Annotated in this window: 11 protein-coding genes; 3 read left to right on the top strand and 8 right to left on the bottom strand. The window is 67.3% G+C overall.

Features of this window, described 5'->3' with window-relative positions; genetic code table 11:
* Positions 1-241: 241 nt before the first annotated feature.
* Positions 242-871, bottom strand: coding sequence for a hypothetical protein (locus tag ACRAKI_RS21760; RefSeq protein ID WP_447002352.1), 630 nt, complete (start codon positions 869-871; stop codon positions 242-244).
* The gene (locus ACRAKI_RS21755) at positions 856-1,143 is read right to left on the bottom strand and encodes a helix-turn-helix domain-containing protein (protein WP_447002351.1); all 288 of its coding nucleotides are present in this window, start codon (positions 1,141-1,143) and stop codon (positions 856-858) included. The genes ACRAKI_RS21760 and ACRAKI_RS21755 overlap by 16 nt, the downstream gene beginning before the upstream one ends.
* A 1,044-nt stretch (positions 1,144-2,187) precedes the next feature.
* Between ACRAKI_RS21755 and ACRAKI_RS21750 the strand changes: the two genes are divergently transcribed.
* Complete coding sequence (locus ACRAKI_RS21750; RefSeq protein WP_447002350.1) at positions 2,188-3,411, top strand: cytochrome P450 family protein; 1,224 nt, start codon at positions 2,188-2,190, stop codon at positions 3,409-3,411.
* A 50-nt stretch (positions 3,412-3,461) separates the two neighbouring features.
* Here ACRAKI_RS21750 and ACRAKI_RS21745 read toward each other — a convergent pair whose 3' ends face one another.
* The 6 genes from ACRAKI_RS21745 to ACRAKI_RS21720 all read right to left on the bottom strand — a co-directional run bounded on the left by ACRAKI_RS21745 (position 3,462) and on the right by ACRAKI_RS21720 (position 13,782).
* The gene (locus ACRAKI_RS21745) at positions 3,462-5,810 is read right to left on the bottom strand and encodes an ATP-binding protein (protein ID WP_447002349.1); all 2,349 of its coding nucleotides are present in this window, start codon (positions 5,808-5,810) and stop codon (positions 3,462-3,464) included.
* Positions 5,811-6,172: 362 nt separating this feature from the next.
* Positions 6,173-7,228, bottom strand: coding sequence for a tyrosine-type recombinase/integrase (locus ACRAKI_RS21740; protein WP_447002348.1), 1,056 nt, complete (start codon positions 7,226-7,228; stop codon positions 6,173-6,175).
* Positions 7,215-7,511 (bottom strand): hypothetical protein, encoded by a 297-nt coding sequence (locus ACRAKI_RS21735; protein WP_447002347.1) that lies wholly within the window; start codon positions 7,509-7,511, stop codon positions 7,215-7,217. The genes ACRAKI_RS21740 and ACRAKI_RS21735 overlap by 14 nt, the downstream gene beginning before the upstream one ends.
* A 1,341-nt stretch (positions 7,512-8,852) precedes the next feature.
* Positions 8,853-9,125 carry a hypothetical protein gene (locus ACRAKI_RS21730; RefSeq protein ID WP_447002346.1) on the bottom strand — a complete coding sequence of 91 codons (273 nt, stop codon included), beginning with the start codon at positions 9,123-9,125 and terminating at the stop codon, positions 8,853-8,855.
* A 920-nt stretch (positions 9,126-10,045) separates the two neighbouring features.
* Positions 10,046-10,894: a hypothetical protein gene (locus ACRAKI_RS21725; protein ID WP_447002345.1), complete on the bottom strand. Its 849-nt coding sequence runs from the start codon at positions 10,892-10,894 to the stop codon at positions 10,046-10,048.
* A 98-nt stretch (positions 10,895-10,992) separates the two neighbouring features.
* Positions 10,993-13,782, bottom strand: coding sequence for an AfsR/SARP family transcriptional regulator (locus tag ACRAKI_RS21720; protein WP_447002344.1), 2,790 nt, complete (start codon positions 13,780-13,782; stop codon positions 10,993-10,995).
* 342 nt (positions 13,783-14,124) lie between these two features.
* On the opposite strand from ACRAKI_RS21720, the gene ACRAKI_RS21715 reads away from it, so the two are divergent.
* Positions 14,125-14,616: a hypothetical protein gene (locus ACRAKI_RS21715; RefSeq protein WP_447002343.1), complete on the top strand. Its 492-nt coding sequence runs from the start codon at positions 14,125-14,127 to the stop codon at positions 14,614-14,616.
* Between the two features lie 338 nt (positions 14,617-14,954).
* Entirely contained in the window at positions 14,955-15,305 is a 351-nt protein-coding gene (locus tag ACRAKI_RS21710; protein ID WP_447002342.1) for a hypothetical protein, read from the top strand.
* Positions 15,306-15,322: the final 17 nt, after the last annotated feature.

Raw genomic sequence — 15,322 nt, 5'->3', positions numbered from 1 at the left:
CGACGAGCACCACCCGAGACGGACGCAGGTCCGGCACGGCGCCACAGCAACCCTGCGAACAGTCCGGCCGCGACCGCCAGCGCGACCGGCCACAGCTCCATCGCGAACAACGCCAACAGCACGTCCGTCGCGCCGATCACGGCGAAGACCCCGGCCAGCGTCCGCAGCTGCATCGCGGTCGCCGTGCCGGGGTCTTCGTCCTGTCTCACACGAACGCTATCGGACCACCCCGCGTGGTTCGTTACCACACCTCACCATGCTGTGAGCCGGTCGAGACGTTGTCCATCGTGTGCAACACCTCGCCGAAGCACCACGCGACGACGCGCAGCAGCCACACCAACCCCTCGTTGCGGCTGTCGGTATCGGTCACGTCCAGCAGCCCCTCGACCGACCCGCGCACCAGCGCGTGATCGTCGGCGAGTGCCGCTTCGACCGCCTGCCCCGCCAAGCCCAAGCCCGAGTCGCTCCGGTCGAAGCCCTTCAGCACACCACCACAGTGCCCGCAGCGTGTGAACAGCGCCGCAGTCGACGGCTCACCCGGGTCAGGCAGGCACGCGACCGCCGCCTCGATCATCCACACCAGAACATCGTCCAACTCGCTGGCGTCCACGTTGGTCCGAAGCGACCTGACCGCTCCGCTGTCACCCCCGACCAGCCCGGCTCGCACCACCGCCTCCGTGATGCGCCGGAAGCGTTCCTTCGCCGACCGGTCCGCAGGCTCACCACCAACTCTCCCCGCACGCCTCCACAATCCGGCTCGGGGTACGACCGCAGCCCTGCCGGCAAAGTGGTCGGACGGCTGAACGATCGCGAAACGGCTCCGATGCTCAGGGTGCGGGCAGGAAGCGCCGCCCGTCAGTTCGAGGTGCATGCGTGGTCCGGCCCTGTCGCCTCCGACCACTCCGACCACACGGGGCCGAGGGTGTACCGACCGGACTCCTTCTCCAGAGCCCCCAACTGCACCAGGGTCTTCGCCAGCCGATAGGTGGTGGGCAACGGAAGCCGCGCAGCGCGGCTCATCTCGGTCAGGTTCAACGGCCGCGCGCCGCTGGCGACCTGCTCCAACACCTGGAACGCCCGCTCCAGCACCGACCCCCGGCCGCCGTCCCCGACCGCGTCATCCGCTCCCTCGCTCTCCGACACCACTTCCTCGTCCGCTTGTGGTTCCCGTTGTGCACGGTCAGACCGCCAGTCCCTGCTGCGCCCCTCACTGGTGAACGACACGTGTTCCCTCCCTCGTCCTGCACGCGACCAACCCTTCGGTGATCACCGCCCGTTACGGTCTGGATAGGCATGACGCGCCGTTCGCAGCGCGCCGGACCTCACCTCGGGACACCCCCGGCGTCCCGGCCTGCCGGATGACGGGCACGAGATGGTGACGACGGCTTCCGCATCGCCGTCAGCACCCGCACCACGCGTGCCCGGCATCCAGCACGCACCGGCGGAATCACGACCACACGGCCTTGCCGGAGCACGATCACCGACGCACACCCCCGCCCTTCGAACAGACATGCGTGGCACCGCGGCCGGATAGTCAATGCAACCTCTCGACTGCCGGACCTGCGCGGTGTCACCCACGCCACTCCTCGCATAGCCACGCCGTCGCGATCCCGCCGGCACCCATCCGATGCCACAGTTCAGGCGCAACACCGGAGGCGTCACCCTGCCTATCAACAGGCGAAAGCATATGTCATCAATACTCCATGTCAACGTGAACGGACTCTCAGGTCGCATTCTCCGGAGTGGCAGTGCTAACTACTTAGGTACGTACTTTTGGGTTCAACCAACCCGTAGGTGACAGCCCTGCGTCCACGTAACAGCAGCTCCCGGCCGTCTCTATAGAACCTGTGGACGCACGGAGCGGCCTTCCGGCGACAGCGTGTGAAATCCTGCCACGAGGCAGTGCGGCCTACGACCTTGCATTCACATGTGAAAGCCGGTCGGCCGGTTGTCCCGCCGTCCGGGAAAAGTAAAAGCAGTACGTGCGCGAGACTGCTTCTACGTGGTTGACGGCGAAGCTACGTGGCCTTCCGGGCGTCACTAAGTGGTCCCTCTAAGTGCTCCAGCGAAACGCTAAGTGGTTCCACTAATAGCGCATCCCTGCCGACCTATCGATACTTACCCTAAATGACGAGATTCGAGCCTCCGCGCGCGGGCGCGGAACTTCACGACACCGGGGGACTGGCAATGCAGACCGACACGACGCACGTCCGTCTCTTCGGGGAGGACTACTGGCAGCAGGCACTGGAGGTGGGGGACGCGGTCCGGGCGACCGAGCCCGTACACCGCGCCGAGGTGGGCGGGTACCTGCCGGTGTGGGTGATCAGCCGCTACGCCGACGCGCGACGCGCCCTGACCGACCGCGACCTGAGCAAGGACGCCGCCCTCATCCGCCCGGTCATGGAACGGCACCTGCACGCCGCAGGACTGCCGACGGAATTGAGCGGGATGTTCCGGCCGCACCTGCTGTTCCAGGACGAGCCGGCCCATGGGCGCCTGCGTCGTCTGCTGGCGGACGGGTTCACCCGCACGCGCATCGAGCAACTCCGCCCCAGAGTGCTGGAGTTGACCCGAACGCTGATCGACGAGCTTCCCATCGACGAACCGTTCGACCTGATCCGCAGGTTCGCCTTTCCGTTGCCGCTTACGGTGATCTGTGAACTGATGGGTGTGCCGGCTCAGGATCACGAGGCGTTGAGGGACTGGACCGCGGCGTTGATGGGCGATGTCCCCGAGCTCCTGCTCCCGTCCTCACGGGCGATGTCGGCCTACTTCGCCGACCTGATCCGGTCCAAGCGCAAGCGCCCAGGCGACGATCTGCTCTCCGCTCTGACCCAAGGCTCAGCCGGCGACCGCCTCGACGACGACGAACTGATGGGAACCGCCTTCCTGATCGTCGTCGCCGGCCACGAAACCTCGACCAACGCCATCGCCAAGGCCGTGCGGTGGCTACTGGCCGATCCCGCTCTGTGGCGTCACCTCGCCAAGAATCCACACAAGATCCACCAGGCGATCGAGGAGGTCTGGCGGTTCGACTCACCGGTTCGCATGGCCACCCACCGGGTCACCACGGCACCGGTGCTCTACAGCGGCGTCGAGATCCCGGCGGGGGAGATCGTCTTGGTGTCCTTGATGAGCGCCAACCGCGACCCCAAGGTGTTCAACGACCCGGCCACGCTGGACATCGAGCGCAGCGACGCCCGCAAGCACCTGTCCTTCGGCTACGGCATGCACCACTGCCTCGGAGCGCCCTTGGGGCGCATGGAAACCGAGATCGCACTACAGCAGCTGATCGACAAGCTCCCCGACGCCAGTCTCGCAGTCGATCCCGATCTGATTCCAGCGCAGCGCAGCGCCATCATGGCTGGCATCGAGGAACTGCTGATCAACCCGCGCCGGTCTCAAATCTAGAACCAGCCGTCGGGTGGTGGCACGGTCATGACCGTGCCACCACCCGACGGTCATGTAGCGGCCAGACCGGCGGCGACCTCGTCCGCCGACAGGCTCAAGAACCAGTCACGGACGTGGTGGCGGCGCCTCACGCCGCGGTCCGGATGCGCGGTGCCAAGCTTGCGGATGATGTTCGAGACGTGGACCTCCACCGTGCGGTGCGACAGTCCCTCCGCCTCGCCGATCTCCCGGTTGCTCATGTCCCTGGCCACCAACGACGCGACCAGGAACTCCTTCGCGGACAACCCTGCCGGGCGGTCGACCTCCGCGCTCGACCGCGCACGCAGCTCGAAGGCCAGCGTCATCACCGCGCCAGAGGCCAGACGCTCACCCAACGCGAAGTTGATGTCGAACTCTTCATCGCCCAGTTCGTTGCGCGCCTTGCCCTCGGCCCGCTGCTGCACCCGCAGCCACGGCAACAGACCGAGGATCGAAGCGTTGGTCAGCTTCCGAGCGGCGTTGCCTGCACCCATCAGCTGCGCGCCGCGCTCGTAGTCTCCCAGCTCGACGGCGATCAGGAACAACAACCACTTCGTCCATGCCGGCCCCCAGGTGTCACCGATCTCGTCCTGGATGCCCAGGGCGCGTTGAGCCAACGTCAACGCCTCGCCGCAATCGCCGTGCAGCAACTCGGCCAGCGACAGATTCCACAACCCCCACGAAATCGACCACTGCGCCCCAGCCTTCTCGGCGGTGGCGTGCATGCGTCGACACCACGCGAACGCCGTGTCGCGATCCGCGATGAACGCTGCGGCCATGGCCCCGAACATCAACGATCTGAGGGCGTCGGCCTCGCTGCCCGCGTCCAGGAACGCCTGCTCGACCCGCCGATACAGCTCCACTGCCTCCAGCGCGACTTCAGGATCCTGCTCGACCAACCACAGCCGGGTCGCCCGCGCATACAGCAACGGGGGAAACGTGTCCTGACACCCCAACGCCCGTGCGCCTTCCTCGGCCTGTTCCAGCATCCGCAGCGCGTCGACCTGATTGCCCTGGATGGACGCGAACCACGCCGCCAGCGACAGACCGCTGACCAGGTCGATCGTCGGTGTATCGGGGGATTCGTCCAGGGCCGCGGCCATCATGTCGCGGCCGTCGTTGATCCGTCCCCCGAAAACCAGGGCGCAACTGCGTCCGCAATCCACCGACAACCGCACCGCCGACCGCGTCTGCCCCGTCGCGAGGAAGTACTCCTGCGCAGCGACGATGTTGAACAGCTCAGTCCGGATACGCTGCATCCACGCCACTTCGTCAGGCCCCAGCCACTGCTCTCCAGCCCGCTCGGTCAGCGACAGGAAGTAGGCGGCGTGAGCGCGGCGCAGCTCCGCCAACTCCCCGGACGCCTCGACCAGCTCCTCACCGTAGAGGCGAATGGTCTCCAGGAGACGGAACCGCGCACGTGCCCCGCTTCTGTCGACCACCAGCAAGGACTTGCGCTTGAGACGGGTCAGCAGCGACCGCACCTCGGCGCGATCGATGCCGCGGCTCTCGCACACCGCGGCTGCCGCGTCCAGGTCGAATCCGCCGGCGAACACCGACAGCAGTGCCCACATCCGCCGCAGTGGCTCGGCCAGCAATCCGTAGGACCAATCCAGCGTGGCGCGCACGGACCGGTGCTGTTCCTGCCGCGCGCCCCCGCCGACCAGGGTGTCCAACAACGCCCGACGCTGCGCCAACATCTCGTGCAGCGTCATGGTCTCCAGCTGGACCGCGGCCAACTCGATGTTCAGCGGGATGCCGTCCAGCGCCTCGCACAGTTCGACCGCTACGGGATAGTCCGACGCCCGGATCTCCACCCCGACCGCCCTAGCACGGTCCACCAGCAGCTGCACCGCCTCCGGCACACAGCAGGAGCATTCCCCGACACAGGCGAGATCGTTGTTCGCCACCGGTAGAGGGGGCACGGCCACAATGTGTTCGCCTTGGACGCCGAGGTTCTCCCTGCTGGTGGCCACCACCCGCAGGCGGGGCACGCCCGCCAGCAGGTGCCGCAGCAACCGCGGCACCTGCCCCGCTCCCGGCTCGCTTCCCACCAGGTGCTCGCAGTTGTCGAGCGCGAGCAGCACCTTGCCCCGCGTCGACAGATAGTCGATCAACCGTGCCGCCGCCGGGGTGGGGGAGTTGTTCGGCAGGCCCAGCGCCTCGGCGATCGTGGACGCCAGCCGGTCCTCCGTGGCCCGCAGTCCCGTCAACGGAACAAGCACGACCTCGTCGAAGTTCGCGGCAAGGTCGCCGGCCAGGCGTTCCAACAGCCGTGTCTTCCCGACACCACCCACTCCCGTCAGCGTCACCAGGCGCATCGTGCCGAGCAACTCGGTCGTTGCCTGGAGCAGGGCGCCGCGCCCGATGAAGGTGGTCATGTCCGTGAGCGCTGTGCCGAGCGCGAAGTCGACGGGAACCTGCTCCTGGACAGGTGTCGCCCCTATTGCCCCGTTGTCCTCAGGGCCTATCACCATGTTCGTTCCCCCGGGCAAAGTCGTACAGGCGGTGCCCCGACAGCGCCGCCCTGGATCGGTGGACACGAGGCCGGATCGCCTCCCGTCGAAGCCCTACCAGGCAGGACTCCCCACAGACAGGATATGATCACTCGCTGTGCCCACGAGACCGTACACCGCAAAACTGCGGTCTCGCACGGGATATGAGCAAACCTCCGATCAGTCCCGCAAGCGCACACCCGCAGCCAGCGCACGTTCCGGACCCGGCGCCCACCTCGACCGCGACCTCAGTCCGCAGCAGGCGGCTTCGCCTCGCCCTCGACCTCGGCCGGCGGCGCCAGCGGATGCGGCTCACCCGTGAGTGCCGACAGTGCCTCCGCCACCTCGTTGATGGTGGCGCGCACGTAGGTGGCGGTGACGCTGAAGCGGTTGGCCGTCGCCGCACTGTGCCCGGCATAGGCTCGCGCCACCGCATATCCGAAGCTTCGCTCCACCCAGGTCAGCGTGGTATGGCGCAGCCAGTGTGTCGACACCCCCAAGGTCCTGACGCTGTCGATGTGCTCGCCGAGACGCCGCCACAGATGGTCGTACCGCCGCTTGGTCAAAGGCGTGCCGGCACGAGAGCGAAGCACCGGACTGTCTTCGTCGCGTGCACCGCGGTTGTGCGCCATGAGCAGCAGGTGCTTCATCAACGTCGGCGACACCGGCTGCCACCTGCTGACATCACCCTTCTCATGCAACCGGACCAGACACTGCTCGCGGTCGAGGTCACGCAGTCGCAGGCGCAGGGCACCGCCGCGACGGGCAGCGGTCTCCAGGTGGAGGCGGATCAGCAGCGCGTCGAGAGCCGGGTCGTTGCCCGTGGTGGACGCGACCTCGATGATCTCGCTGACCAGAGCGTTGTCGAGCGCATGCCTGTTGGACTTCAGCCGCTTCGGCCTGGCGACCTGCTCAGTGGGATCCTCACGCGCATCGATCAGCCTGTTCCAGACCGCATACTTGTGAACACATCGCAGCGCGTGGAAAGCGTGCTCGGCAGCACTGTGTCCACCCCGACTGGAACGTCGAACTATCGCGGTCCTCTTCGCGTGTTCGATGAACCAGTTGATGTCGGTCGGCTTCTTCTCGTCGATGCGAGCATCGCCCCATTGGGCCGTCAGCTTCAGCCAGTACGGAGTGTAGACTTTCCGACTCCCCATGGGTACCACGCCAGCAACGATCGGCACGAATTCACCGAAAGTCGGGACAGATTTACGCTTCTCGCTCCGGGTCAGGTCGGTCGGCGACACTCCGAGTCGTTCAAGGAAGGAACGCGCCATTTCCAGGTCGTCAATGCCCGCCACGGGCCACACCTCCGTACACGGCGCGCTCGAACTGGTTCGCGTGAAACGTGCGGACCATATCCGTCATGTTGCACACCGGATGCACGACAAGTATCTCGTGCTCGAACGCCGCGACCAGAAGCACCTGCCGCTCTTCCCCGATACCGCAGTAATGAAGGAGGTTGGCGGGCAGTAGGAGGCGACTGCGCTGGTCAATGGCCAGATCGCCTGACCGGTCCGGCCGAAGTAATACATAGTTTTGCCCCAGCATTCCCCTCAGTCGCAGGCCGGACGTCCAGCGCAAGTGGGTAAATATCTGTTAATTGCGAAGTCTTCCCCGATCGTCCACGAAAGAGAAAGCGAAATGCAGATCGACATTGCCCAGTCGTGCCTGCAAATCTCCGACGTCGAGTTTTCGGGAGCGAGTGCGCACTTGACCGGGCAGGACCGCGGGCAGGGTAAGTGCCCGGATCACCACTTCGTCAGCATCGACACCCGCTCGACCTTCGGTCGCGACGGCGGTCGAGATCCGAACTCCTCCGCCCTCATAATCCCCCCGAACAGCGTCTCAGTGGATCAACGAACGGACTTTAACCCGATCCGACTCGCGATGCCAACATTTCATTGACCGAAAAGTCGGAGATTCCACTCTTCGAAATAAGGGTCATGCTTAAAATCTTCCGTTGCATGGAATAGCAATTTTTCACCTCGTGAAAACCTCAGTCCATCCCGGCATGCGTCAATGGGTGCGCGAGGTCGACCGAACGGGGCCGTCATGACAACCGTGCACCCGCAGTGGGCGCGTTCATCCTGTCGCAGGCACCTGTTCCGCGAGGCGAGCGACGGGCGATGTGGGCGTCCCGTTCGTCCCGGCGAACCGCTGCACGTGGTCAACGATCGCCACCTGCATGTGTGGCCGCCACCGCGGCCGTCGTCGTGACTGACGCGGCGCGGGTGCTCCGCCACAGCCGCCATGCACCGCCCCACCACCTGCCGATGCCGATTACTACCGGGCCCAGCAGCGCATTGTCCGTGCGGCCGTCGACCAGACCCAGATCGCCTGGCGGCAGCTCGACTCGCGCGACCCGTTCGCCTCCTGGTGGAGGAGGTCCGGTCGCAGGTCGTCACGGCGGTGGAGCAGGCGCAGCAGGAGTCGGCGGCGCTGGCGCCGCTCTACATCGCGGGCACGCTGCTGGCCGCGGGCGCAGGCTTGGCACCCGTCGCGCTGCTGGTGGCCTTGGCGTTCGTCGGCCTCGCCGCCAACGGGCTGGTGCTGTCGGCGTTGATGGACTTCTCATTCGGCTTCTACCGCCGTGCCCTCGCCGCCGCCGTGCCCGAGAGCGCAGCCCCAGCTGCGCCGGTTCGGCTATCTGCGGTAGGGCCGGTGGAAGACGCGGCGCCCGCCCGTAGACCCGTGCGCGGCGTCGTCCAGGGTCGCACGGCGGTTCAGGCGGCACCCATCCTAAGCGGGAGTCGTCGATGGAGACCACGATGGTGTCCGGGTCGTCCGGCAGCGCGAAATACACGGCATCCTCCAGCGTGTAGCCGGCACCGCGAGGCGGGAACTCGGTCAGGGTGGAGACCAACTTGCCGGGATCCCAACTGGTCAGCACCTGCGGCTCAGTGTCGTCGGAACGGTGGACGGTCATGGTGGGAAGAAGACCAACCCGTTCTCGTACTTGGACGCGAACCTATCGTTGATTCGCAGCCAACTCGGTGTGTCGTCATCGGCCTCGTGCTGCTCGATGACGATCGAAACAGACTTGCCCGCGTGGGTGTCGGGCAGGCGGACTTCCCATCGGAGTTCCATGATCTTGAGGTTGACGTACTCGAACCGCCGGCTCTCGTTGTCGACGACCTGGAATGTCATCTCTCCGCTGAATTCAGCGGGCATCATTTCACCGTCCATGGTCAGCACGGCGCCGCGGGTGACCTGGTTGCACCGGATCTCGGTGCCGACACTCGACTACGTCGTGGTTGTCGTTCCCGGGCCGACTGCACTCGTACTCGATCAGCTTCCTCACGATCGGCCTCACGCGCTGCCGCATTCAATTGGACAGGGTGTCGACGGGCGATGTGGCGTCGAGAGGCAGGAACTCGGGTCGCCACGAGGAGGAATACGTGATCAATCCGCTGAAGGAGCTGTGTGGCCGATCAGGTTCTACGTAGTCGGGAAGGTCGGGCGGGGACCAACGATCGCCGGTCTCGGTAAAGACCCTTTCCGCTCGTTCCCGCAACGCTGTAACGGATCGCCCGATGCTCGGACAAGGGTGAGGCGCAGCCCCGCATGGATGACACGCCGTTAAGGCCGGCCGTTCCCGCGGCGGCGCCCCATCCTCGATTGACAAGCACGCCCTGCGCAGTCGGTGTGGGCAGCCGGCTGTCGATCTAGTCGTACTGCTAGACCGTCTGGCGGGGAGGGCGGGTTTACCAGAAGCGACGCCGCCCGGCACTGGGCTGCAGAGGACCCGGACGGCGCGCGACACCAGGTGATCCTGAAAGTCTCTGGCACCGGTGTGGTCTCGATCGAGAGACGTCGGTTGTCCGAGGTCATGAAGATGAATAAGGGGCCGTTGCCCGTTGGCCTCGTTGAGGTGTTTCTCGATCCGTGGGGGCGGCGCCATCCGACTGCCGTAGTGCGCACGGTCTCCGACCAGGTGATGCGGTTGTGCGATCACCTGGCTGGCGGGCGCTCCTCTCGAATGTGGTAGCCGACGCGGATCGCGTCGCAGCGGCGAACCGCCCGACGTACACCCCGGAAACGGGTCAGGCGGCCGGTCCGACATTCCGTTGACCCAGCCGCGTGCCCCAAAAGGGCGGTGCGACGGACTGGGAAGGTCATGGTGCCAGGGCTTCGATGGACGATGTGGCCGCCTGTGGTCGGGTCGCGTTGGGTGGTTGGTCGCCCCAGCCGGTGGGGCCGAGGAGGGCGTTGTTGCGGCGGCGGATGCTGGTGGGGACGGTGGTGTTGTAGACGGTGATGGAGCCGATGTCGTCGTCGGTGACGGTGGCTTCGTCGAAGGTGTGCAGGACGGTGAACCAGACGTTGAGCAGGCCGCTGAAGTGGACGGTGAGCCAGGTGAGTTCGACGAGCATGCCGGTGGCGTAGGCGTTGCGGTAGGCGGGTGTGTCGGTGCCGGGGTACTGGTCGAGACCGTGGGCGGTGATGGAGGCGGGGGCGTGGTCGACGAGGATGCGGTGGGTGGTTCGGACCTGGTCGTCGGTGATGCCGTGGGGATCGGTCCGGGTGGCGGCGGCCAGACGCAGGCAGGCCAGGTGCAGTGGGGTGTAGGGCGGTGCGCCGGGGTGGTCGAAGGTGGGGTTGCCGTGCTCGTCGACCAGGTGCAGCAGCATGGCCTCCGCCTGCTCGGCGCGGGTGTCGCGGTCGGGGTGGGGCAGAAGTTCGGACAGGGTGTTGTAGCCGATGACGGTGTGGTGGGTGATGGCGTAGCGGCTGCGGTTGAGCAGGAGCCAGAAACGTCTGGACGCCGCCCTGGCCGTGCTCGCCGAGCGCCTGGCGCCCACGCGCTGCGTGCCTTGTCCCAACCGCGCTCTCACCTGCATGGATGTACTATCGGCAGGCACGGGGCGGGCCGCCTTCGCCGCCGGTAGCGACCCGTGCGGGGACGGACGGCCCGCCGCGAGCACCGCGACACCCTCGTTCCGGTACTTGTACGTGGCAGCCACGGAGATGGCACCCTGTGTGGCGAGGCTGGCGAGTTGGGTGAGCAGTCGGTCCTCGTTCTCCACGCGACCGAGCCACTGCGTCTCGGGGTGATCGCCATTCACCGCCGGGCGCGAAGCTGGGGCGATGTCGAGTGCATTTCCAAGAGTTGCCGTTGTAGTCGTTCGACGTCCTGGTCGCGTCCCTGGTGGCGGTACAGCTCGAGCGCTTCCCGCCACGCGCTGCGGGCTTGGTCGTGTTGGCCCAGGGCTGTGTGGGGTGGGCCGAGGTGTTCGAGGGTGCTGGCGGAGTCGTAGGTGTTGTCGAGGCTGCGGCGCAGGGTGAGGGCTTGTCGGTAGTGGCGGATGGCCAGGTGGTGGTTGCCGGTGTTGTGCTCGACGTAGCCCAGGCTGTCGAGGGTGTTCGCTTCCCCGGTGGGGTTGTGGTGCTGTCTATGCAGGGCGAGGGCGGTGCGAAAGTGGCTGCGGGCGGTGTCGTGGCGGCCCAGTTGCGCGGTGTACCAGCCCACCGCGTTGTATGCGTGGGCTTGGCACAGCGAGACGTCGAGGTTGAGGAAGAGGTGCAGTGCCCGGGTGGCGTGGTGCAGGGCCTTGCGGGGGTGGCACCGCCCCAGGATCCTGGCGAAAGTCTGGTGGGCATGGGCCTGCTCGTAGGGACTGTGATGTTCTTCGGCGTGGTTGATGGCGTGAAGCAGGTGCTCGGTCGCCTCCTCGTGCAGTCCGACATCAGCGCAGACGCGGCCCAGTTTTCGGTGGGCGAGGATGCGGGCGACGGGGTTGGGCAGGTGTGCGGCGGCATGTGCGGCGGCCCGCCACATGGTGAGGCGATCGTGGCGGTGGCCGCGTCGGTGGTAGAAGGTCTCCGAGGACAGGGCCAACCACCACACGGCGCGGTGGTGATGCAGGAGGATCGCGGCGCGCTGGGCGGCGAGAAGGCAGGCGCGTTCGGAGTCGAACCAGGCCGTTGCCGACGCGGCGTCGGGCAGCGGATGGGTGTGCACGCCCGGGGCGGGAGGAGCCGGCCCGACGGGCCCGCGGTGCACGTCCAGCAGCACGTCCGCGGTGTGAGCGGTGTGGGTGTAGAAGTCGATCACGCGTCGCATCGCCGCGTCCCGCACGTCCTCGCGCAGTTCCCGTGCGGTGTCGGTGGCCCAGGCGCGGACCAGGTCGTGCATCCGGTACCGGCCGCGCGTGTCGCGGTCGAGCAGCGACGCCTGTGTCAGTGCCCGCAGCACCGATCGGGCGGCGGCGGGTGGCAGACCGGTCAGGTTGGCGGCGGCGGGCAGGTCGATGTCCGGACCGGGTGCGATGGCCAGCAGCGCGAACGCGGTGGCCTGCTCCGAGGTGAGGGCGCGGAGCGACCAGGACAACACGGCCGGCAGGCTGGCCGACGGGTCGTCGTCCAGCGCGGCCGGCCCTGACTCCCGCAGCTCGGCGACCGCGACGGACAGCTGCACCTGCGAGCGGGCGGCGACCACGCTCAAGGCCAGCGGAACCCCGCCGCACAGGCCGATCAGCTCGTCGACCGCCCCGCCTTGGGCGTCGACGTTGGCCGCGCCGAGCCGGGCGGCCAACAGGTCGCGTGCCTCGCCGTCGGACAGCGCGTCCACGGACAGCCGATGGGCACCATGGCCGGTGACCAGGCCCGCCAGCCGGTTGCGGCTGGTCACGACGACCGCGCACCCCTCGCCTCCGGGCAGAAGCGGGACCACATGGTCGGTGTCGGCGGCGTTGTCCAGCACCACGAGCATGCGCTTGTTCGCGGTCAGGCTGCGGAACAGCGCGGAGCGGGCTTGCACGTCGGGAGGGATCGACGATGGCTCGACGCCCAGGGCGGCGAGGAAACCCAGGAGCGCCGCATCCGGCGCAGTCGGCGCGCCGCGCGGGCCGAAGCCGTGCAGGTCCACGAAGAGTTGACCATCGGTGAACCGGTCGAGGTGGCGGTGCGCCCACCGCAGGGCCAGCCAGGTCTTGCCGAAGCCGCCCGCCCCCGTGATGGCCGAGATCACCATCGTGCCGCTCGGACTCACGGCGTCCAGGAGTTCGTCCAGGCGGCGTAGCTGGTCATGACGGCCGACGAACGACGTCGGAGCGGCGTGCAACTGGCGGGGCGCTACCGGTCTTGCTGTCGTACCCGAGGGCGTTCCGGCGGGGGCGACGTCGGCTGTCAGTACCTGCCGGTGGGCGTCCTGGAGGGCGGCGCCGGGTTCAATGCCCAACTCTTCGATCAACCGCGTGCGGACCTGTAGGTAGTGTTCCAAAGCGTCGTAGGTGCGTCCGGCCCGGTGCAGGGCCAGCACGTACTGGGCCGCGACCCGCTCGTCCAGCGGGTGCTGTGCGGTCCTCGCGGCCAGCGATGCCACCAGTTCTCCGTCTGCTCCGGTGCGCAGCAAGGCGTCGGTCAGGTCGTGTTGCGCGGCCAGCCGTTCCTGCCCGAGCCGCTCGCGTTCGGCCTGCACCCACTCGCCGTCCACACCGGTCAGCGCCTCCCCCCGCCACAGCTCCAACGCTTCGGTCAACATCGGTGCCACAGGGGCGCCATCGTCGCGGGCACGGGTACGCAGGTCGCGGAATCGGTGCAGGTCCACAACCGGCTCGGGAGCGTCGATGATCAAGACGTAGCCGCCCGACCGGCGCACGATGGACACGCCGTCCGCGCAGGCCAACGCGCGCCGCAACCGCGAGATGTAGCCGTGCAGCGTCGCCCGCGCCCGCGGCGCCACATCAGACCCCCAGACGCGCTCCGCCAGTCGGTCCACCAGCACCACGCGGCCCGCGTCGACCGCCAACGCCGCCAGCACGCACCGCTGCCTCGGCGTCCCCAAGTCCACCGGACGCCCACCGACCTCGGCGCCCACCTCTCCCAGCAGACGCAGCACCACAGCCCGCACAGCCACCACCCCCGTTCGCGGCCTCCCCCGGCACAACAGGCATAGCGGTTCACGCACCCGCCACCTGGAACCCCATGAGTGATTACCACGAACGGATCGAAACGTCAGCCCCACGGCGGCTCGCACCACGTTGCGTGACCTGCCGTCGGGGATCTCCGGACCCGCAATCTTGGGTTCGCGGGCGTCGGCTTGGTTCACCCGGCCGCTCCCCAACAGTGCGAAATCGGTTCAGTGATCTTGAACAGCAGCTTGCGCACGGCCGTGCAGAGAACCTGCAAGCGATTCACACGGCCGAACCTCCACGATCGGGCTCGACAAGAGCCACACCGAGAGGGAAAAATCATGATCGGAACTCGCATTCGCGCAGTACGTACGCTCACGCTCGCCGTGGCAGCCGCTTCGGTGCTCGGCACGCTTGCGGCGGCCCCGGCGACGGCCGGGACAACCGCGCAGGTCGCGAACTGCAACGGCCACACGGTTGTCAGCGCGAACCACGTCACGACCAACTCGGGGTCCCAGCTAGGCGCAGTGCAGCTGTGCCGCAACGGCGATTCTTACTTCGCCATGTACATCAACTACGGTCCCCTTCCGACCGGGCGGACTGCGAACGCCTGGCTGTACCGCTACCTCGACGGGGAACCTGCCGGCCAGTGGAACTGCGACAGCCCCGGCGGGAACGGCCACGTGGCTCCGGGCCAGACGTGGTGCGTGACTCCGCAGATCCTCGCGCCCAGTTCCCGAGTCACGTTCGTCGCGAAGGGAACCGTGTACAGCGGTGGGGTGGCGATCGCGGAGGGTTGGACGAGGGAGTGCAATAAGTACATCTGCTACTAGCGCCTGTGAACCGCGTGCCGGGGCGGTCCCCAGCCTGCCGGAACACGGGTCGTGTGGAGGCGGCGCGGACGCCGGGACACGAAAGCGGCGGCACCCTCGGGTGCCGCCGCTTGTGCGAGGGTACGTGCTGTCATTCGCAGGCCACGCTGTCCGGGCCAGTCCGCCGGAAGAAGGCGTGACCGGACCGGTCGCGCATCCTGGTGGCGGCCCGTCGACGGTGCGGCGATCTGACGGGGCGACAGGCCCGACATACGCCTCGGTCGTTAACCACTCGCTGAAGTCGGACCCGGCAAACCGTTCGACGCGACACCATCCACACGGACCCCCTGTCCCTGCCGGTGTTCGGATTGGCGGCCATGCCCGGGTTTGAACTGGTCCCGCTTCACCACGCCGACGGCAAACTCGGCGTCACGACCGTCAGCAAATCAGCTACCCGCCCAGACCCTCTTGCCGACCACCTCGACTACCTTCCAGTCAGAGCGACTGGCGTCGTCACTGACACCGACCACGGCCACCTTCACGTCCTCGGCGTCTACGTGTCTCCCCGCGATGCCTCGCTGGACAAGACCGGACGCAAGAAACGCTGGCTCGCCTACTTCCAGACCGGCCTTGACGCCATCCGCACCGACACCTGTGCGGTGCCGGAAGTTGAGTCTGTCAATCGTTCGGTTCTGTCGCTAGTTGCGTGATCAACGATCCGAGCTGA

Source organism: Saccharothrix isguenensis (assembly GCF_052936305.1).
Note: the sequence above shows the minus strand (reverse complement) of the source record. Positions and strands in the feature narration are given on the sequence as shown.